The following is a 19,611-nucleotide window of genomic DNA, read 5'->3' as shown; positions in this document are numbered from 1 at the left end:
GCAACTACAAGAAGCGATATATGGGCAGACTAGTAGCGGTATCGAACCGGGTGGCGGACCCGCGCAATCATGCTGCGGGCGGGCTTGCAGTGGCGCTTTCCGAAGCGCTCAACAAGACCGGTGGCCTCTGGTTCGGCTGGAGCGGCAAGGTGGTGGAAACCAGCCAGGGCGGCACGCCCGGCGAAGGCGAGCTGCATCAGTCGCAGGCCGGTAACGTGACGCTGGCCACGGTGGACCTGTGCCGCGAGGACCACGACTCGTACTACCTGGGCTATAGCAACGGCGTGCTCTGGCCCGTGCTGCACTATCGCGTGGACCTGGCGGATTTCGATGCGGGCGGCAACCTCAATGCGTACCGCCGCGTGAACCAGCTGTTCGCGCGCAAGCTGGCACCGCTGCTCAAGCCCGACGACGTGATCTGGATTCACGACTATCACCTGATCCCGCTCGCCGCCGAGCTGCGTGCCATCGGCTGCGGGCAGCGCATTGGCTTCTTCCTGCATGTGCCGCTGCCGCCGCCGCTGATCCTCGCCGCGATTCCGCAGCACGAATGGCTGATGCGTGCGCTGTTTGCCTACGATCTGCTCGGCTTCCAAAGCCAGGCGGACCTCGATCATTTCTCGCGCTACGTGCAGGGCGAAGCGGGCGCGGAGCCGATGGGCGAGTACCGCTTCCGTGCTTTCCACCGCACCGTGCGCGCGCAGGCGTTTCCGATCGGCATCGATGTCGACGAGTTCGCCGAGCTTGGCCGGGGCGATGAAGCGGTGGAAACCTACGAGATGATGCGCGGCCAGTATTCGACGCGGCGGCTGCTGCTCGGCATCGACCGGCTCGATTATTCGAAGGGCCTGCCGCAACGGCTCAAGGCATTCCAGACGCTGCTGGCCGAGTATCCGGAGAACAGGTCGAGTGCCACGCTGGTCCAGATCGCCGCGCCATCGCGCGAAACGGTCGACGCCTACGCCGATCTGCGCCGCGAGATGGAGGGCATCACCGGTGCCATCAATGGTGAATACGGCGAACTGGACTGGATGCCGGTGCGGTATATCCACCGGTCCACGTCACGCCGACGCCTGCCGGGCCTGTGCCGCGCCAGCGCCGTGGCGCTGGTCACGCCGTTGCGCGATGGCATGAACCTGGTGGCCAAGGAATACATTGCCGCGCAGGATTCCGACGATCCGGGCGTGCTCGTGCTGTCGCGTTTTGCCGGCGCGGCCGAACAGTTGAAGGAGGCGCTGCTGGTCAATCCATACGACACGCGCGCCACGGCACAGGCGATTCAGCAGGCCTTGCATATGCCGCTGTCCGAACGCCGCGCGCGGCACCAGAAACTGCTGGAGCGCATCCGCCAGCAGGATGTGCACTGGTGGAGCAGCGAGTATCTGCGCGCGCTGATGGAGACGGAGGGCGGCTGACCGCTCGATATGTCCCGGGAGCAAGACGGCGGTCGATATCGCCGCTCTTAGAGCAGGTCCCCGGGCAGGTCTATGTCCCGGAACGCGCCGTCGTCTTCGGTCAGGATTCGCGTCACCGGTTGCGTCTTGAGCAACGCCCGCGCGCCTTCGTCGCCGTCCAGCTTCAGCAGTTCATCGCGCCAGGCCGCGCCGAATCCCACGGGATGTCCGCGCTTGCCGTCCCGCCAGGGGGCGGCGATGGTGTCGCGCGATGTGATCGTCAGCGCCACCGCGCGAACCAGTTCCATCGACAGCCACGGCATGTCGGCCAGTGCCACGACCCACCCCCGTGCATCGGCGCTGGCTGCCACGCCCGCGCGCAGGGCCGCGCCCATGCCGGCTTCGGCCTCAGCCGATTCGATCACCTTGCAGCCGCCGCGCCGCAGTTCCTCGGCCAGTTCCGGGTGACCGGGCCGGAGCACCGCAATCGAGTTCGGCAGACCGGCGGCCAGCGTGCGCGCGCTGCGCCACGCGACGGTGCGGCCGTCCGGCATTTTTTCGAGCAGCTTGTTGCGCAGGCCGGCCGGGTCGAAGCGCCGGCCAAAGCCGGCGGCCAGCAGGATGCCGGTGGGCAGGTCGGTCTGCGTGAGCGGGGCGCGTGCGTGTCTGGTCATGGCTGTGTGGCTGGCGTTGGCACGCCGCCCGGCAGGATCGGACACTCGGCCTCGCCCGCGGCGATCTCTCGCGCGGCCTTGGCGCCTTCCACTTGCAGGATGTCCGGCAGCGATACGTGGTTCTTGGCGGCAACCACCTCGGCCAGGATCGAGATGGCGATCTCGGGCGGCGTGCGGCTGCCGATATAGATGCCGACCGGACCGTGCAGTCGTGCAAGCTGCTGGTCGGTCAGATCGAATTCCTTGAGCCGTTCGCGCCGCGCATTGTTGTTGCGGCGCGAGCCGAGCGCACCGACGTAGAACGCCGGCGTGCGCAGCGCTTCCATCAGCGCCAGATCGTCGAGCTTCGGATCGTGGGTGAGCGCGATGACGGCGCAGCGCTCATCGAGCTTCATTTCCATGACCGTGTCGTCGGGCATCGTGCGCACCATCGTCACGCCGGCAATGTCCCAGGTCTCGGTGTATTCCTCGCGCGGATCGCAGACCGTGACCTGAAAGCCCAGGCCCACGGCGATCTGGCACAGATACTTCGACAACTGGCCAGCGCCTATCACGAGCATGCGATAGCGCGGCCCGTGGATCGTCATCAACGTCTTGCCGTCGAAATACAGGCCGTCGGCTGCCTCGGCGTGCGCCAGCGTGGCGCGTCCGGTGGCCATGTCGAGCGAGCGCGCGACCAGCCGTCCGTTCTCCACCGCGTCCAGCAGTTCGACGATCCCGCTGTGCTGCGCCAGCGGCTCGGCCACAAGTTCGATCGTGCCGCCGCAGGGCAGGCCGAAGCGATGCGCCTCTTCCGCGCTGATGCCGTACTTCATCGCCTCGGGGAGGGCCGTCTTGATGCCTTCCTTGTGCACGCGATAAATGATGTCGTCCTCGATGCATCCACCGGAGACCGAGCCAACCACCAGGCCGTCGTCGCGTACCGCCAGCATCGCGCCTTCAGGCCGGGGCGACGAGCCCCATGTCCTGACCACCGTCACCAGCAATACGCCATGTCCTTCCTGCCGCCACTTCACGCTGCTCTTCAGGACTTCGAGATCCACGCTGTCCATGATCGTTTCCGCTTCTTTGCTTGATCCTCGCCACCGCCTTCGTCGCCGTTTCCGGTGGCCCCATCGCTCTGGGTGTTTTCGTTGTTGTCACTGCCCGTCGCTTCATCGCCGCCAGGGGCGCCGCCCACGGCTTCGGTGAAGCGCACGAAAAATGTATCGGCCATCTTGCGAGCCGCGGCATCCACGAGCCGCGACCCGATCTGCGCGATCTTGCCGCCCACCTGCGCCTGCACCACATAGGTGAGCAGCGTCTCGTCGCCTTCCGGGGTCAGCGTGACTTTTGCCGAGCCCTTGCCAAAGCCGGCCGCGCCACCTTGCCCATCGAACTGGATCGTGTAGCTGTCCGGCGCCTGAATGTCCTGCAGCGCCATGCGTCCCTTGAAGCGCGCCTTGACGGGGCCGACCGCCGCGGTCAGCGCCAGCTGGTAGGCATTTTCGCCATCGGGCACGATGCTCTCACATCCGGGAATACATTGCTTGAGCAGGTCCGTGTCGTTCAGCGCCTCCCATGCCACCTGTTGAGGCACGGGCAGACGCTGGGTCTGGTTCATTTCCATGACGGATTTCCTCGTGTGGGGCCGGTTTGTCTCACCGGTGGAACGGGCGGGGGCGAATTGCTGTCCGCCAGCAGTGTTTCGAGCGCGAGCAGGCTGTCGAGGTTATGCGCCGGGCGCAGCGCATCCACATACGGCAGGATGGCTTGAATGCCGCGCGCCTGCGGCGAAAAGCCCGCGTAGCGCAGCAGCGGGTTGAGCCACACGATGCGATGCGCAAAGCGCCGCAGCCGCGCCATTTCCTGTTCCAGCAGATCGATATGTTCGAGATCGATGCCGTCGCTGACCAGCAGGACCGTGGCGCGTCCGGACAGCGTGCGGCGTGCCCACTGGCGGTTGAAGGCCGCCAGCGCGGCGCCGATGCGCGTGCCGCCTGCCCAGTCGCGTACCTGTTCGGTAATCAGGTTCACGGCGTCGTCGGGGTCGCGTTCGCGCAGCGCGCGCGTGACATTGGTCAGCCGCGTGCCGAACAGGAACACATGCATGCGCTCGCGCGACTGCATCAGCGCGTGGCAGAAGTACAGCACCGCGCGCGAATACTGGCTCATCGAGCCGGAGATATCGAGCAGCAGTACCACGGGCGGTTTGCGCTCGGCGTGCTTGCGATACTTCCAGCGCAGCCATTCGCCATGCTGGCGCACGGCCAGTCGCGCGCTGGCGCGCAGGTCCGCGTGGGTGCCGGAGGCCGCGGCGCGCAACCGGCGTGTGCGTTGCAGCGCCAGGTGCGTGCGGCGCGTGCGTATTAGGTGCTGCAAGGCGCGCCATTCCTCGGCGGACAGGGTTTCGAAGTCGCGGCTGGCCAGCCGCTCCTGGCCGGAGAACGTCAGCGGGGCGGTGAAGCGTTCCTCGCGCATGGGCGCGTCCGGACGGGCGGCGGCCGGCTGGCGCGCGGCCAGCGCATCGGCCAGGCGGTTATTGCGCCGGGGCGGCGGCGCGCCGGCATCCACGCGCGGCAGAAGCATCGCGCGCAGCTTGCCTTCCCAGTCGGGATCGCGCCAGAACAGGTCGAACGCGGCATCGAACAGCGGGCGCTGATCGGGGCCGGACAGCATCAGGGCAGCCAGCGCGGCGCGCACTTCGCCGCGGGCGCCGATATCGATGTGGCGCAGCGCTTCGAGTGCGTCGACGGCGTGCGCGGGCGACAGACCGAAACCGGCATCGCGCAGCAGCCGCGTGAAATGCGTGACGTTACGCGCCAGCATCGGCAAGGCGGTGGGCAAGGCGGGCACGTCCGGCGTCATGTCAGGCAGCCGGTGTGGCACCGGCCAGCAGTTCGGCGACCGTGGGGCCGTCGGCGCGGGCCAGGTCGTCCTGGTACTTGAGCAGCACGCCAAGCGTATCGCGCACCGATTGCGGGTCGAGTTCGGTGACGCCGAGCGCGGCCAGCGCGCGGCACCAGTCGATCGCTTCGGCAATGCCCGGTGCCTTGAACAGGTCGATGCCGCGCAGCCGGTGAATGAAGTCGACCGCCTGGCGTTGCAACGCGATAGCGGCTTCGGGCGCGCGCGCGGCGACGATCTGCAGCTCGCGGTCGCGCTCCGGGTAGCCCATCCACTGATACAGGCAACGCCGCTTGAGCGCGTCATGAACCTCGCGCGTGCGATTCGATGTGATCACGATCAGCGGCGGCTGCTCCGCGCGGATCACGCCGATTTCGGGAATCGAAACCTGGTACTCGGAAAGAACTTCCAGCAGGAACGCCTCGAATGGCTCGTCGGCCCGATCGATTTCGTCGATCAGCAGCACGCGTGGCATACCGGGCGCGGCGGGGTCGGGCAGGAGTGCTTCCAGTAGCGGGCGCTTGAGCAGGTAGTCGTCGTGATAGAGCGATTGCTGCTCGGGCCGCTCGCCGCGCGCCTCGGCCAGGCGCAGCGCCATGATCTGGCGCGGGTAATCCCATTCGTAGAGTGCGCTCGCGGCGTCGAGCCCTTCGTAGCATTGCAGCCGCAGCAGGCGCGTCCCGAGCATGCTGGCCAGGGCCTGCGCCAGCGCGGTCTTGCCAACGCCCGGTTCGCCTTCAAGGAACAGCGGCCGTTGCATGCGCAAGGCCAGGTAGAGCACGGTGGCGGTCTCGCGGTCGGCGAAGTACTGCTGCGCTTCAAGCTGGGCGAGGGTCTGGTCGATGGAGGTAGGGAGCATGATCGCAACAACAAGCCGTGAGCGAAGCCGGCGATGGTTTGGACGGCCACCGCCGCCAGCCGCGCCCCGGCGAATGCAGAATGTGGTGGTCCGGCTCCCTCTCTCCTTGTGGGGAGAGGGAGCAAACCGAGCGAAACGGCTAGCCCTTCAGCGCCTGCTCCACCGCCCTGGCCGTCAGCACCGGAATCAGATGCGCGCGATATTCCGGTGATGCATGCAGGTCGCCGTTGAGTCCGGACGGATCGACCTTCACCGCGCGCGCCGCCGCCGGGGTGAAGCTGGCCGTCAGCGCTTGCTCCAGCGCCGGGGCGCGGAACACGCTGTCGGCCGCGCCGGTCACGGCCACCCGCACCGCGCCCGCGCTGCGCGCCACCATCACGCCCACCAGCGCGAAACGCGACGCCGGATTGCGGAACTTGATGTAGGCGGCCTGAGTGGGCACGGGAAAGCGCACCGCCGTAATCAGTTCGTCAGGGGCCAGCGCGGTTTCGTAGAGGCCTTTGAAGAAGTCGTCCGCAGCGATACTGCGGCGATCGGTCACGACGGTTGCGTTCAGGCCAAGCACCGCCGCGGGGTAGTCGGCGGCGGGATCGTCGTTGGCCAGCGATCCACCGATCGTGCCCATCGCGCGCACCTGGCGGTCGCCGATGCCGAAGGCCAGGGCGGCCAGCGCCGGAATGCGGCGGATGACCTCGGCATTCGACGCCACATCGGCATGGCGGGCGGCCGCGCCGATCACCAGCTCGTCGCCTTGCACGCTGATGTCGGCAATGCCCGGAATGCGCGCGATGTCGACCAGGGTCGACGGCGCCGCGAGGCGCAACTTCATGGCGGCCAGCAGGCTCTGGCCGCCGGCCAGGAACTTGGCGTCGCCATCGGCCTTCAGCTTCGCCACGGCGGATTGGGCGTCCGTGGCGCGTTCGTACTGGAATGCGTACATGGTCGTCTCCCCCGGTTACGCCGCGCTACCGTACGCGGACTGGATGGCCTGCCACACGCGGTGCGGCGTGGCGGGCATCTGCACATCGCGCACGCCAAGCGGCGACAGCGCGTCCACCAGCGCGTTGATGAACGCCGGTGGCGAGCCGATGGCGCCGGCCTCGCCGCAGCCCTTTACGCCGAGCGGGTTATGCGTGCAGGGCGTGCCGCTTGCCGTTTCCACCGTGAAGTCGGGCAGATCGGCCGCGCGCGGCATGGCGTAGTCCATATAGGAGCCGGTCAGCAACTGGCCGCTGTCGGGGTCGTAGATGCACTGCTCCAGCATCGCCTGCCCAAGTCCCTGCCCGATCCCGCCATGCACCTGGCCTTCGACGATCATCGGATTGATCACGTTGCCGAAGTCGTCCACCGCCGTGAACTTGATGACCTGCGATTCGCCGGTGTCGGGATCGACCTCGACTTCGCAGATGTAGGCGCCGGACGGATAGGTGAAGTTCGTCGGATCGTAGAACGCATTTTCGTTCAGGCCCGGTTCGAGCTTGTCGAGCGGATAGTTGTGCGGCACGTAGGCGGTCAGTGCCACCTCGCCGAACGTTTTGGTGCGGTCGGTGCCGGCCACGCGGAACACGCCATCCTGGAACTCGATGTCGGCGTCCGATGCTTCCAGCAGGTGCGCGGCGATCTTCTTGGCCTTGGCCTCGATCTTGTCGAGTGCCTTCATGATGGCCGAGCCGCCCACGGCGAGCGAGCGCGAGCCATAGGTGCCCATGCCGAACGGTACGCGGCCGGTGTCGCCGTGCACGATTTCCACGGCGTCCAGCGCGATGCCAAGGCGGTCTGCCACGATCTGCGCGAAGGTGGTCTCGTGGCCTTGCCCGTGACTGTGCGATCCCGTGAAGACCGTGACCGTGCCGGTGGGATGCACACGGATCTCGCCCACTTCGAACAGCCCGGCGCGCGCACCGAGGGCGCCCGCGATGTTCGACGGTGCCAGGCCGCACGCTTCGATGTAGCACGAGTAGCCGAGACCGCGCAGCTTGCCGCGTTGCTTTGCCGCTTCACGGCGTGCCGGAAAACCGGCCACGTCGGCCAGTTCCTGGGCGCGCGCCAGGCACGGCTCGTAGTCGCCGGTGTCATACGTCAGGCCCACCGGCGTGGCGTACGGGAAGCTGCGGATGAAGTTCTTGCGGCGCAGCGTGGCGGGATCGGTGTTCGTCTCGCGCGCGGCGGCTTCGACGAGCCGTTCCACCACATAGGTGGCTTCGGGCCGCCCCGCGCCGCGATAGGCATCGACCGGGGAGGTGTTCGTGAACACCGCCTTTACCTCGGCGTAGATGGCGGGCGTGGCGTACTGGCCGGCGAGCAGCGTGGCGTAGAGGATCGTCGGCACGCTGCTGGCGAACGTGGACAGATACGCGCCCATGTTGGCCACCGTGTGCACGCGCATCGCCAGGAATTTCCCGTCGGCATCGAGCGCCAGTTCGGCCGTGGTCACGTGATCGCGGCCGTGGGCATCGGTCAGGAACGACTCGGACCGCTCGGCCGTCCACTTGATCGGACGGCCCACCTTCCTGGACGCCCAGGTCAGCGCCACGTCCTCGGGGTACAGGAAGATCTTCGAACCGAAGCCACCGCCCACGTCCGGCGCGATGATGCGCAGCCGGGATTCGGGCAGGCCCAGCACGAAGGCGCCCATCAGCAGCCGCTCCACGTGCGGGTTCTGGTTGGCCACGTAGACCGTATAGCTGTCGTCCTGGCGCGTGTAGCTGGCGTTGACCGCGCGAGGTTCGATGGCGTTCGGAATCAGCCGGTTATTGACGATCTCCAGCTTGGTGACGTGCGCCGCGCCGGCAAAAGCGGCGTCGGTCGCGGCCTTGTCGCCGTGGCCCCAGGTGTAGCACGTGTTGGCGGGTACATCGTCGTGCACCAGCGTGGCGGCCGCGGCCGCGTCGCCGGGGCTGACCACCGCCGGGAGTTCGTCGTAGTCGACTTCAACCTTCTCGGCGGCATCGCGCGCCTGCTGCAAGGACTCGGCGATCACCAGCGCCACCTGGTCGCCAACGTGGCGGACCTTGCCGTGGGCCAGCGCGGGGTGCGGCGGCTCCTTCATCGGCGAGCCGTCGATGCTGTGGATCAGCCAGCCGCATGGCAGGCCGCCCACCTTGTCATTGGCCATGTCATCGCCGGTCAGCACGGCGATGACGCCGGGGGATGCCAGTGCTTCCTTCGTGTCGATCGACCGGATGCGCGCGTGCGCGTGGGGCGAGCGCACGAAGTAGCCGTAGCTCTGGTGCGGCAGCGTGACGTCGTCGGTGTATTGGCCGTTGCCGGTCAGGAAGCGGTAGTCCTCCTTGCGGCGCACGGGCGTGCCGATGAACGGGTGCTTTTCGGGTGCGTTCATGACGGGCCTCCGTTATTCGGCGCTGACCGCGGCGCGGTCGCCCTGCATGGCGGCCTGGCCCTGCTGCACCGCACGCACGATGTTGTGGTACCCCGTGCAGCGGCACAGATTGCCCTCGAGCTGTTCGCGGATGGCCTGGGCATCGGCGTTCGGCTGCTGCTGGAGCAGCGATGTGGCAGCCATCACCATGCCCGGCGTGCAGAAGCCGCATTGCAGGCCATGACACTCCCGGAAGGCCTGCTGCACCGGATGCATCTCGCCGTTGACGGCCAGCCCCTCAATGGTGGTCACGCTGGCGCCGTCCGCCTGGACTGCCAGCATGTTGCACGACTTCACGGCGCGGCCGTCCAGATGGACGGTGCAGGCGCCACACTGGGCCGTATCGCAGCCCACGTGCGTGCCGGTGAGGCGAAGCTGCTCGCGCAGGAACTGGACCAGAAGGGTATTGGGTTCGACCTGCGCGTCAACGGGCTTGCCGTTGACCGTCAGGCGGATCGGAATCGCCATGCTTGTCTCCATGTGGGGTGGTGCGCGCATGGCCAGCTCTGCCGGATCCCGAATTGATGACTGCGCGGGACTGGCCACGACGCGGTACTGCCGCTTGGTTGAGACGGCTATTTCGTGATATTGGTGCTGCCGGGTTTGCCCGGTCTACACGGCGGAATGAACGATCCGCCGCAACAGGCTCTAAAAGTAAATCACAAAACGCCGGGGGCTGCCATGCGGGCATCCCTTCGGGACGCCGCGGATATGCGGCCTGGCCAACTCTCCACGCATGGAAGCCTTTATCGACTGGCTGTTCGACACCGTTGCCCTGCCCAAAGTGGGGCTGCCGGCCATCTTCGTGGTCAGCCTGGTCTCGGCGACGCTGCTGCCGCTGGGATCGGAGCCGGCGGTGTTCGGCTACGTCAAGCTCAACCCGGACATGTTCTGGCCGGCCGTGATCGTCGCCACGGTGGGTAATACGATCGGCGGGGCCATCGACTGGTGGCTGGGCTATGCGGCCAAGCTGGCCGTGGTGCGGTATCGCCAGCGGCGTCAGCATCATGAACACGAGCAGGAACACGCCGAGCACCGCGTTCATCCGCGCAAGCAGCACAAGCCCCGGCTCGACGCCAAATATTTCCGCTGGATGCGCCGCTACGGCCCGCCTACCATGTTGTTCTCCTGGCTGCCCGGTATTGGTGATCCGTTGTGCACTTTGGCGGGTTGGCTGCGCATGCCGTTCTGGCAGAGCCTGTTCTATATGGCAATCGGCAAGTTCTTGCGGTACCTGGCCATGACCGCCAGCCTGCTGTGGATTCCCGATTCGTTCTGGCACGGCGTGGGCCAGGCGATCCGTCAGTGGTTTTGACGGCGCGGAAAATCGGTAATTGCATGCAATCCCATGCAGATTCCTGACAAATTCAGGGGTTATTGCCCGAAACGCGCGTTGGTGCGGCGCAGCAAAACCAGCCGGTGCAGTACAATCGCGCTTTAATGAAAATCGCGCACAGTCCCCGTGCGCAGCTTCGAAGCGGTCCCGCCCATGAATGCCCCACTCGTGCTCGACGCCAAGCTCGCAGCGCAGGACGCCCCGCCGCGCCTGCGCGAGATCCCCTATAACTACACATCGTTTTCGGATCGCGAGATTGTTATCCGTCTGCTGGGCGAAGAAGCCTGGCGCATTCTTGACGAACTCCGCAGCGAACGCCGTACCGGCCGCTCGGCCCGCATGCTCTACGAGGTGCTGGGCGATATCTGGGTGGTCCGCCGCAATCCGTACCTGCAGGACGACCTGCTCGAAAATCCCAAGCGCCGCCAGATGCTGGTCAGCGCGCTGCACCACCGCCTGAGCGAGATCGAACGGCGCCGCGCCGCGGACCGTGCCGAGCACGCCGAGCCGGCCGCTGAAGACCGTTCGCACCGGGTGGAGCAGCTGGTGGCCTTCGCCAAGCAGGCGATCGAGGCGTTCCAGCAGGAATTCGCCGATGCCTATGCGCTGCGCAAGCGCACCCAGCGCGTGCTGGGCAAGGTGACGCAGAAGGACAACATCAAGTTCGATGGCCTGTCGCGCGTGTCGCACGTGACCGACGCCACCGACTGGCGTGTGGAATATCCGTTCGTAGTGCTGACCCCGGACAGCGAGGAAGAGATCGCCGGTCTGGTCAAGGGCTGCTTCGAACTGGGCCTGACCATCATCCCGCGTGGGGGCGGTACCGGCTACACCGGCGGCGCCGTGCCGCTGACGCCGTTCTCGGCCGTGATCAACACCGAGAAGCTGGAACAGCTGGACGCGGTGGAGATGTCTGACCTGCCCAACGTGCCGCACAAGGTGGCGACGATCTTCTCAGGCGCGGGCGTGGTCACGCGCCGCGTGGCCGATGCCGCCGACCGCGCCGGCCTCGTATTCGCGGTGGACCCGACGTCGATCGATGCATCGTGCATCGGCGGCAACGTGGCGATGAACGCGGGTGGCAAGAAGGCCGTGCTGTGGGGCACGGCGCTCGACAACCTGGCGTGGTGGCGCATGGTCGATCCCGAGGGCAACTGGCTCGAGATCACGCGCATGGACCACAACCTGGGCAAGATCCACGACGTACCGGTTGCCACGTTCGAGCTGAAATGGTCGGACGGCAATCGCAAGCCCGGTGAAAAGGTGCTGCGCACCGAGACGCTTGCCATCGAGGGCCGCAAGTTCCGCAAGGAAGGCCTGGGCAAGGACGTCACCGACAAGTTCCTGGCCGGCCTGCCCGGCGTGCAGAAGGAAGGCTGCGACGGCATCATCACGAGCGCGCGCTGGATTCTGCACCGCATGCCGAAGCACATCCGCACGGTATGCCTGGAATTCTTCGGCCAGCCGCGCGACGCGATTCCGAGCATCGTCGAGATCAAGGACTTCCTGGACGGCGAGTCGAAGCGCGAAGGCGGCGCCATCCTGGCTGGCCTGGAGCACCTGGACGAGCGCTACCTGCGCGCGGTGGGCTACGCCACCAAGAGCAAGCGCAATGCGTTCCCGAAGATGGTGCTGATCGGCGATATCGTCGGCGACGACGAAGACGCCGTGGCGCGCGCCACCTCGGAAGTGATTCGCATGGCCAACGGCAAGAGCGGCGAAGGTTTTATCGCCGTCAGCCCGGAAGCCCGCAAGAAGTTCTGGCTCGACCGCTCGCGCACCGCCGCCATCGCGCGCCACACCAACGCCTTCAAGATCAACGAAGACGTGGTGATTCCGCTGCCGCGCATGGGCGAGTACACGGACGGCATCGAGCGCATCAACATCGAGCTGTCGATCAAGAACAAGCTCAAGCTCGTGGATGAGCTGGAGGCGTTCTTCGCGCGCGGCAACCTGCCGCTGGGCCGCAGCGACGATGCCAACGAAATTCCTAGCGCCGAGTTGCTGGAAGACCGCGTGCAGCACGCGCTGACGCTGCTGCGCGAGATTCGCGGACGCTGGCGCTATCTGCAGGACCATCTCGATACGCCGCTGCAGTCGGCCCGCGCCTCGCTGATCGGTCACGGTCTTGGCCTGCTGGGCCCGGCGTTCGAGCAGCGCCTGCAGAACCAGCCGGACGCCACGGTGTTCCACCTGATGCAGGATCGCACGATCCGCGTGAGCTGGAAGAACGAGATCCGCGCCGAGCTGCGCAAGATCTTCAACGGCGGCGAATTCAAGCCAATCCTGGACGAAGCGCAGAAGATCCACAAGCAGGTGCTGCGCGGCCGCGTCTTCGTGGCGCTGCACATGCACGCCGGCGACGGCAACGTCCACACGAATCTCCCCGTCAACTCGGACGACTACGACATGCTGCAGGACGCGCACCGCGCGGTGGCCCGCATCATGGACCTGGCGCGTTCGCTGGACGGCGTGATCTCCGGCGAGCATGGCATCGGCATCACCAAGCTCGAATTCCTGACCGAGGACGAGATCGGCGAGTTCCGCGCGTACAAGCAGCGCGTGGACCCGCAGGGCCGTTTCAATAAGGGCAAGCTGCTGCCGGGTGCCGACCTGCGCAATGCCTACACGCCGTCGTTCGGCCTGATGGGGCATGAGTCGATCATCATGCAGCAGAGCGACATCGGCGCCATTGCCGATAGCGTCAAGGACTGCCTGCGCTGCGGCAAGTGCAAGCCGGTGTGCGCCACGCACGTGCCGCGCGCCAACCTGCTGTACAGCCCGCGCAACAAGATCCTGGCCACGTCGCTGCTGGTGGAGGCGTTCCTGTACGAGGAACAGACGCGCCGTGGCGTGTCGATCAAGCACTGGGACGAATTCTCGGACGTGGCCGACCATTGCACGGTCTGCCACAAGTGCGCGACGCCTTGCCCGGTGAAGATCGACTTCGGCGACGTGTCGATGAACATGCGCAACCTGCTGCGCAAGATGGGCCAGAAGAAGTTCAATCCGGGCACCGCCGCGTCGATGTTCTTCCTGAACGCGACCAACCCGCAGACGATCAACATGACCCGCGCGGCCATGATCGGCTGGGGCTACAAGGCACAGCGCCTGGGCAACGAGGTACTGAAGAAGTTCGCGAAGAAGCAGACCCAGCATCCGCCCGCCACGGTTGGCAAGCCGCCGGTGCAGGAGCAGGTGATCCACTTCATCAACAAGAAGATGCCGGGCAACCTGCCCAAGAAGACGGCGCGCGCACTGCTCGATATCGAAGACAACGAGATCGTGCCGATCATCCGCAATCCGAAGACGACCACGGCCGAAACGGAAGCCGTGTTCTACTTCCCGGGCTGCGGATCGGAACGCCTGTTCTCGCAGGTGGGGCTGGCCACGCAGGCCATGCTCTGGCACGTGGGCGTGCAGACCGTGCTGCCGCCGGGCTACCTGTGCTGCGGCTATCCGCAGCGCGGCGCCGGCCAGTACGACAAGGCGGAGAAGATGGTCAGCGACAACCGCGTGCTGTTCCATCGCGTGGCCAATACGCTGAACTACCTCGATATCAAGACCGTGGTGGTCAGCTGCGGCACGTGCTACGACCAGCTGGCCGGGTATGAGTTCGACAAGATCTTCCCGGGCTGCCGCATCATCGACATCCACGAATACCTGCTGGAAAAGGGCGTGAAGCTCGAAGGCGTGACCGGTACGCGCTACATGTACCACGATCCGTGCCACACCCCGATCAAGACGATGGACCCGACGAAGCTGGTGAACGACCTCATGGGCGGCAACCAGGGCGGCGGCAAGATCGAAAAGAACGAGCGTTGCTGCGGGGAATCGGGCACGCTGGCCGTGACGCGTCCGGACATCTCCACGCAGATCCGTTTCCGCAAGGAAGAGGAAATGCGCAAGGGTGCCGACAAGCTGCGCACCGACGACTTCAACGGCGACGTCAAGATTCTGACCAGCTGCCCGTCGTGCCTGCAGGGCCTGTCGCGTTACAACGAGGATGCGTCGGTCTCGGCCGACTACATCGTCGTGGAGATGGCCAAGCATCTGCTGGGCCAGAACTGGATGCCCGAGTACGTGGCCAAGGCCAACGCGGGCGGCATCGAGCGCGTGCTGGTCTAAACCACCGGCCGTCGCCATGCGCTTCCCTCTCCCACCTGCGGGAGAGGGAAGTCGGAACCCAATCCATTGATGCCAACATGATCCGAGTTCCCAACTGCCCCCTTTGCGAAGCCGATGGCGGCGAGCTGGTCTGGATGGGCGACCGCGCGCGCGTGATCCTGGTCGAGCAGGACCGCTTTCCGGGATTCTGCCGCGTGGTCTGGAACGACCATGTGGCCGAACTGACCGACCTGGACGATGCCGACCGGGCCTGGCTGATGCGGCTGGTGGCACGGGTCGAGCGCGTGGTGCGCGAAGTCATGGCGCCGGACAAGGTCAACCTGGCGGCGTTCGGCAACATGGTGCCGCACCTGCATTGGCACATCATTCCGCGTTATCGGTGGGATACCCATTTCCCGGAAGCCATCTGGGCCGCGCCGCAGCGGAACGCCGACGCGGCGCGCATCGCCGAACTGGGCAGCCGGCTGCCGGCGCTGCGCACGGCACTTTCGGTACTTGGCGATTCTGACTGAAGGGGGTTTCGGCCGTCGGCCACCCGGTGACAGGGCGACGATGAGACGACTCCCGCTGCATTTCTTCCCATCCCCTTGTAAAGTGCCGTAGCAGTCTGGTACGGAACCCGCCCGCATGGCGGCGCGTCTGACACCGGTCGAACAACAACACGCCCGCCGGTCGTTGGTGGCGGGCCAACCGCTGGCGCCATGTCTTCAACCCCATCGTCCGTAATCGTGCCGGGCCCTGCCGTTCCCGCCGAGGCACTCAAGAACCAGAGCCGGTTGCGGCTTGCGGCCACCTGGGCCCTGATCAAGCCGTACTGGAGTTCCGCGGACCGCAAGGCCGGCCTTGGGCTGCTGACGCTGGTCGTGGCGCTCAACCTGGGCATCGTCTATATCAACGTACTGCTCAACGAGTGGAACCGCGTGTTCTATAACGCGATCGAGCAGCGCGACTTCGTTTCGTTCAAGGCGCTGTTGCTGCGTTTTTCATGGATCGCGGCCTGCTTCATCGTGCTGGCCATCTCGCGCCAGTATTACCAGATGATGCTGCAGATGCGCTGGCGCACCTGGATGACCGGCACCTTCCTGCAGCGCTGGCTGGGCCATCAGGCGTACTACCGTATCGAGCAGACCCATTCGACCGACAACCCCGACCAGCGGCTGGCCGATGACCTGCGCCAGTTCACCGATGGCGCGCTGACGTTGTCGATGGGGCTGCTGAATTCGGTGGTGACGCTGGTGTCGTTCATCGGCATCCTCTGGGTGGTCTCCGGTCCGATCAGCCTCGCACTGGGCGGGGTGGACCTGACGATTCCGGGCTATATGGTCTGGTTTGCGATCGGGTATGCCGTGGTGGGTTCGCTGATTGCCCACTTCGTGGGACGGCCCCTGATCGGGTTGTCGTTCCAGCAGGAACAGTACGAGGCCAATTTCCGTTTCATGCTGGTGCGCCTGCGCGAAAACAGCGAACCCGTGGCGCTCTATCGTGGCGAGCCGACCGAAGAGGGCGGCCTGCGCGCAAGGTTCGAGCGGATTCGCGCCAACTGGAGCCAGCTGATGCGCTACACGCGGCGACTGACGTTCGTGAACTCCGGCTACGGCCAGTTTGCGATCATCTTCCCGCTACTGGTGGCGGCGCCGCGCTACTTCTCCGGCAAGCTGACGCTCGGCGGGCTGATGCAAATCAACTCGGCGTTTGGCCAGGTGCAGGGTGCGCTGTCGTGGTTCGTTGACAGCTATTCGACGCTGGTTGGCTGGAAGGCCGCCGCCAATCGTCTGATCGATTTCCAGGAAGCGATGCGTGTGGCCGAGCGCCAGGATCTGACGCACGAAGGACCGGGCGATATCGAGGTGGTGGCGGCGACGGACAAGTCGGAATCCGATATTTCCATTAGCGGCCTGGCGCTTGCACTGCCGGTACGCGGCGGTTTCGACGTGGACGACGAGGGCGTGGAGGAACATGGCCAGCCGGGCACGCGCCAGCTGGTGGCGCCGTTCTCGCTGTCCATCGCGCCGGGCGAGCGCTGGCTCGTGAGTGGCCCGTCCGGTTGCGGCAAGAGCGTGCTGTTCCGCGCGCTGGCCGGTATCTGGCCCTACGGGCGCGGCCGCATCACGCTGCCCAGCCGCCATATGCTGTTCCTGCCGCAACGTAGCTACCTGCCCATCGGCACGCTGGCCGATGCGCTGTCCTACCCGGACGCCGGCAACGCGCATTCGTGCGAGACGCTGACCGAGGTATTGCGTCGCGCCCGGCTGGGTTTCCTGGCCAGGCATCTCGATGTATTCGACAACTGGTCGCTGCGGCTCTCGCCGGGCGAGCAACAGCGGCTGGCCTTCGCGCGGGCGCTGCTGCAGAAGCCCGAGTACCTGTTCCTCGACGAAGCCACCAGCGCGCTGGACGAGGAAACCGAACGCGCGATGTATCAGCTCATGGTGGACGAGCTGCCCAACGCGGCCATCGTCAGCATCGCGCACCGCAGCACCGTGGCGGCGTTCCACGGACGGCGCCTGCGTTATGTGCCGGTTGCCGGCACGCCCGATGAAAGCGGTGGCGGCCCGCGGGATGGGCAAGGCGAGGGGGGTGGAGTAAGCTATCGGGTCGTACAAGACGCATGATGGCGCCGCTGTATCGGCCCGCGGGGCCGGGCGGGCGCCGCACCCCTCATCATGGCTGGCCTGGATAAAGACACTCCTCATCCCACCGCGTTGACCGTTCACACGCAGTCGCGCGTGCTGGAAATCGGCTTCGACAATGGCCGCGACTGGCGGCTGCCGTTCGAGCTGCTGCGCGTATACTCGCCTTCCGCTGAAGTCCAGGGCCACGGTCCGGGACAGGAAACGCTGCAGACCGGCAAGCGCAACGTCGGCATTGCGGCCGTGGAGCCGGTGGGCAACTACGCGATCCTGATCCGTTTCGACGACGGCCACGATACCGGCATCTATACGTGGGAACTGCTGTACCGCCTGGGCGACCAGCAGGACGCGCTGTGGGCCGACTACCTGAAGCGGCTCGAAGCCGCCGGGATGGACCGCGATGCCCCGATGCCGGCGGCCGGCGGCCACGCATGCGGCCATCATCACTGAATCAAGCACCTGGAGTCTGAGAATGAGCGAAACCCACTTCGGGTTCGAAAAGGTCGACGAGCAGGAAAAGGCCGGCAAGGTTGCCGGCGTGTTCCACTCGGTGGCCAGCAAGTACGACGTGATGAACGACCTGATGTCCGGTGGCATGCACCGGGTCTGGAAAATGTTCACGATCGCCCAGGCCAATGTACGTCCCGGCCACAAGGTGCTGGACATCGCCGGCGGCACGGGCGACCTGGCCAAGGCGTTTGCGAAGCAGGCGGGTCCGAAGGGCGAGGTCTGGCTGACCGATATCAACGAGTCGATGCTGCGCGTGGGCCGCGACCGCCTGCTCGACAAGGGCATCTCCACGCCGGTGGCGCTCTGCGATGCCGAGAGAATCCCGTTCCCCGATAACTACTTCGACCTGGTCACGGTGGCGTTTGGCCTGCGCAACATGACGCACAAGGACCGGGCGCTGGCCGAGATGCGCCGCGTGGTCAAGCCGGGCGGCAAGGTCATGGTGCTGGAGTTCTCGAAGGTCTGGAAGCCGCTTGAGAAAATCTACGACGTCTATTCTTTCAAGGTGCTGCCCTGGCTGGGCGAGCGCGTGGCAGGGGATGCCCCCAGCTATCGCTATCTCGCGGAATCGATCAGAATGCATCCGGACCAGGGTTCACTTGTACGCTTGATGGAACAAGTTGGGCTCGAACAAGTCGAATACTTCAATCTGACGGCCGGAGTCGTGGCGCTCCACGTCGGTAGAAAGTACTAATTCGCCATGTTCGGCCGGAGAAGGCCGAAAATGACAGGGGATCGATAAATATGTCTTCTTTTCGTGGAAAATTCCTGGCCGTGACGCTGATGGCGACGCTGGCCTTGGGGGCAGCACTCGACGCTAACGCGAAACGCCTGGGCGGCTCGCGCAGCGTCGGCAAGCAATCGTCCAACGTGACGCAGCAACGCCAGGCCACGCCGCCGCAGCAAAATACGCCGGCCCAGCAGCAGCCGGCGCAACAACAGGCCGCGCCGGCTACTGCCGGCGCCGCTGGCACGGCGGCCGCGGCGGCGCCGAAGCGCAACTGGGGTGGCATGCTGGGCGGCCTGGCGGCCGGCCTGGGCCTGGGCTACCTGCTGTCGCATTTCGGCCTGGGCGGCGCGGCGGCCAGCTTCCTGGCCAATGTCATCCTGATCGCCGTGATCGCGATGATCGCGCTGTGGCTGTTCCGCAAGTTCCGTGGTGGCGCGGCTCGCACGCAGACGCCGGCCTATGCCGGCATGGGTAATGGCAGCGGCAACAACTCGCCATTCGGCGGCTCGGCACGCAACGCGGAGCCGACACTGCGCCAGGCAGAGCCAGCGCAGCCCACCGGTTACAACGGCGCGGCTGCCAACCCGGTGATGGGTGGCGCGGCTGCGGGTGCCGCGGCGGCGGCTGTGCAGCAGCCGTGGGGCGTGCCGGCGGACTTCGACACCGAAGCCTTCCTGCGCAACGCCAAAGTGCACTATGTGCGTCTGCAGGCCGCGTGGGACGCCGGTAACCTCGACGATATCCGCGAGTTCACCACGCCGGAAATGTTTGCCGAGATCAAGATGGACCTGTCCGAACGCGGCGCCGCGGTCAACAAGACCGACGTGGTCACGCTTGACGCCCAACTGCTTGGCATCGAGTCGACGCCGTCCCAGCACGTCGCCAGCGTTCGTTTTACCGGCATGATCCGGGAAAACGCCGGCGAGGCGGCACAACCGTTCGGCGAAGTCTGGAACCTGGCCAAGTCCGCGTCCGGCGACGGCGGCTGGCTGCTGGCCGGTATTCAGCAGGAATCCTGAGCGGCGCAAGCCGCCGCGGCATGGATGACATGAAGCGGCGGCCGAGTAGCTTAGAATGGAGGCCCA

General features: G+C 66.0%; 16 protein-coding genes. 8 read left to right on the top strand and 8 right to left on the bottom strand.

Annotated features, from left to right (window positions below; genetic code table 11):
* The first annotated feature begins 20 nt into the window (after window positions 1–20).
* Complete coding sequence (locus AC3FLX_RS10035) at window positions 21–1,415, top strand: alpha,alpha-trehalose-phosphate synthase (UDP-forming) (RefSeq protein WP_488696096.1); 1,395 nt, start codon at window positions 21–23, stop codon at window positions 1,413–1,415.
* A gap of 47 nt (window positions 1,416–1,462) precedes the next feature.
* On the opposite strand, the gene AC3FLX_RS10030 is transcribed toward AC3FLX_RS10035, so the two are convergent.
* The 8 genes from AC3FLX_RS10030 to AC3FLX_RS09995 all read right to left on the bottom strand — a co-directional run bounded on the left by AC3FLX_RS10030 (window position 1,463) and on the right by AC3FLX_RS09995 (window position 9,660).
* Window positions 1,463–2,068 (bottom strand): nucleotidyltransferase family protein, encoded by a 606-nt coding sequence (locus AC3FLX_RS10030; RefSeq protein WP_488696094.1) that lies wholly within the window; start codon window positions 2,066–2,068, stop codon window positions 1,463–1,465.
* The gene (locus AC3FLX_RS10025) at window positions 2,065–3,120 is read right to left on the bottom strand and encodes an XdhC family protein (protein ID WP_488696092.1); all 1,056 of its coding nucleotides are present in this window, start codon (window positions 3,118–3,120) and stop codon (window positions 2,065–2,067) included. Before AC3FLX_RS10025 ends, AC3FLX_RS10030 begins: the two co-directional genes overlap by 4 nt.
* Window positions 3,093–3,677, bottom strand: a complete 585-nt coding sequence (locus AC3FLX_RS10020; protein WP_488696090.1) for an SRPBCC family protein — start codon at window positions 3,675–3,677, stop codon at window positions 3,093–3,095. Before AC3FLX_RS10020 ends, AC3FLX_RS10025 begins: the two co-directional genes overlap by 28 nt.
* Window positions 3,668–4,915, bottom strand: a complete 1,248-nt coding sequence (locus tag AC3FLX_RS10015; RefSeq protein ID WP_488696088.1) for a vWA domain-containing protein — start codon at window positions 4,913–4,915, stop codon at window positions 3,668–3,670. The genes AC3FLX_RS10020 and AC3FLX_RS10015 overlap by 10 nt, the downstream gene beginning before the upstream one ends.
* Window position 4,916: 1 nt before the next feature.
* The gene (locus AC3FLX_RS10010) at window positions 4,917–5,813 is read right to left on the bottom strand and encodes an AAA family ATPase (protein WP_488696086.1); all 897 of its coding nucleotides are present in this window, start codon (window positions 5,811–5,813) and stop codon (window positions 4,917–4,919) included.
* Between the two features lie 139 nt (window positions 5,814–5,952).
* Window positions 5,953–6,753 carry an FAD binding domain-containing protein gene (locus tag AC3FLX_RS10005; protein WP_488696084.1) on the bottom strand — a complete coding sequence of 267 codons (801 nt, stop codon included), beginning with the start codon at window positions 6,751–6,753 and terminating at the stop codon, window positions 5,953–5,955.
* Window positions 6,754–6,768: 15 nt separating this feature from the next.
* On the bottom strand, window positions 6,769–9,153 hold the full coding sequence (locus tag AC3FLX_RS10000) for a xanthine dehydrogenase family protein molybdopterin-binding subunit (protein WP_488696083.1): 2,385 nt from the start codon (window positions 9,151–9,153) through the stop codon (window positions 6,769–6,771).
* Between the two features lie 12 nt (window positions 9,154–9,165).
* The gene (locus tag AC3FLX_RS09995) at window positions 9,166–9,660 is read right to left on the bottom strand and encodes a (2Fe-2S)-binding protein (protein WP_488696081.1); all 495 of its coding nucleotides are present in this window, start codon (window positions 9,658–9,660) and stop codon (window positions 9,166–9,168) included.
* 268 nt (window positions 9,661–9,928) lie between these two features.
* On the opposite strand from AC3FLX_RS09995, the gene AC3FLX_RS09990 reads away from it, so the two are divergent.
* The 7 genes from AC3FLX_RS09990 (at window position 9,929) to AC3FLX_RS09960 (ending at window position 19,545) form a co-directional block, all read left to right on the top strand.
* Entirely contained in the window at window positions 9,929–10,507 is a 579-nt protein-coding gene (locus AC3FLX_RS09990; protein ID WP_488696079.1) for a YqaA family protein, read from the top strand.
* 174 nt (window positions 10,508–10,681) lie between these two features.
* Window positions 10,682–14,656 (top strand): DUF3683 domain-containing protein, encoded by a 3,975-nt coding sequence (locus tag AC3FLX_RS09985; RefSeq protein WP_488696077.1) that lies wholly within the window; start codon window positions 10,682–10,684, stop codon window positions 14,654–14,656.
* 77 nt (window positions 14,657–14,733) lie between these two features.
* Window positions 14,734–15,168, top strand: coding sequence for an HIT family protein (locus AC3FLX_RS09980; protein ID WP_488696075.1), 435 nt, complete (start codon window positions 14,734–14,736; stop codon window positions 15,166–15,168).
* A gap of 189 nt (window positions 15,169–15,357) precedes the next feature.
* Complete coding sequence (locus AC3FLX_RS09975) at window positions 15,358–17,268, top strand: ABC transporter ATP-binding protein/permease (protein WP_488696073.1); 1,911 nt, start codon at window positions 15,358–15,360, stop codon at window positions 17,266–17,268.
* A 51-nt stretch (window positions 17,269–17,319) separates the two neighbouring features.
* Window positions 17,320–17,736: a gamma-butyrobetaine hydroxylase family protein gene (locus AC3FLX_RS09970; protein ID WP_488696071.1), complete on the top strand. Its 417-nt coding sequence runs from the start codon at window positions 17,320–17,322 to the stop codon at window positions 17,734–17,736.
* A 22-nt stretch (window positions 17,737–17,758) separates the two neighbouring features.
* Window positions 17,759–18,490 (top strand): bifunctional demethylmenaquinone methyltransferase/2-methoxy-6-polyprenyl-1,4-benzoquinol methylase UbiE, encoded by a 732-nt coding sequence (gene ubiE / locus AC3FLX_RS09965; RefSeq protein WP_488696069.1) that lies wholly within the window; start codon window positions 17,759–17,761, stop codon window positions 18,488–18,490.
* Between the two features lie 50 nt (window positions 18,491–18,540).
* Window positions 18,541–19,545 (top strand): Tim44 domain-containing protein, encoded by a 1,005-nt coding sequence (locus AC3FLX_RS09960; protein ID WP_488696067.1) that lies wholly within the window; start codon window positions 18,541–18,543, stop codon window positions 19,543–19,545.
* Window positions 19,546–19,611: the final 66 nt, after the last annotated feature.

The sequence above is a fragment of the Cupriavidus sp. 291-E7 genome (assembly GCF_057798835.1).
The sequence above is the reverse complement of the archived record's forward strand: the minus strand, read 5'-3'. Positions and strand labels throughout refer to the sequence as shown.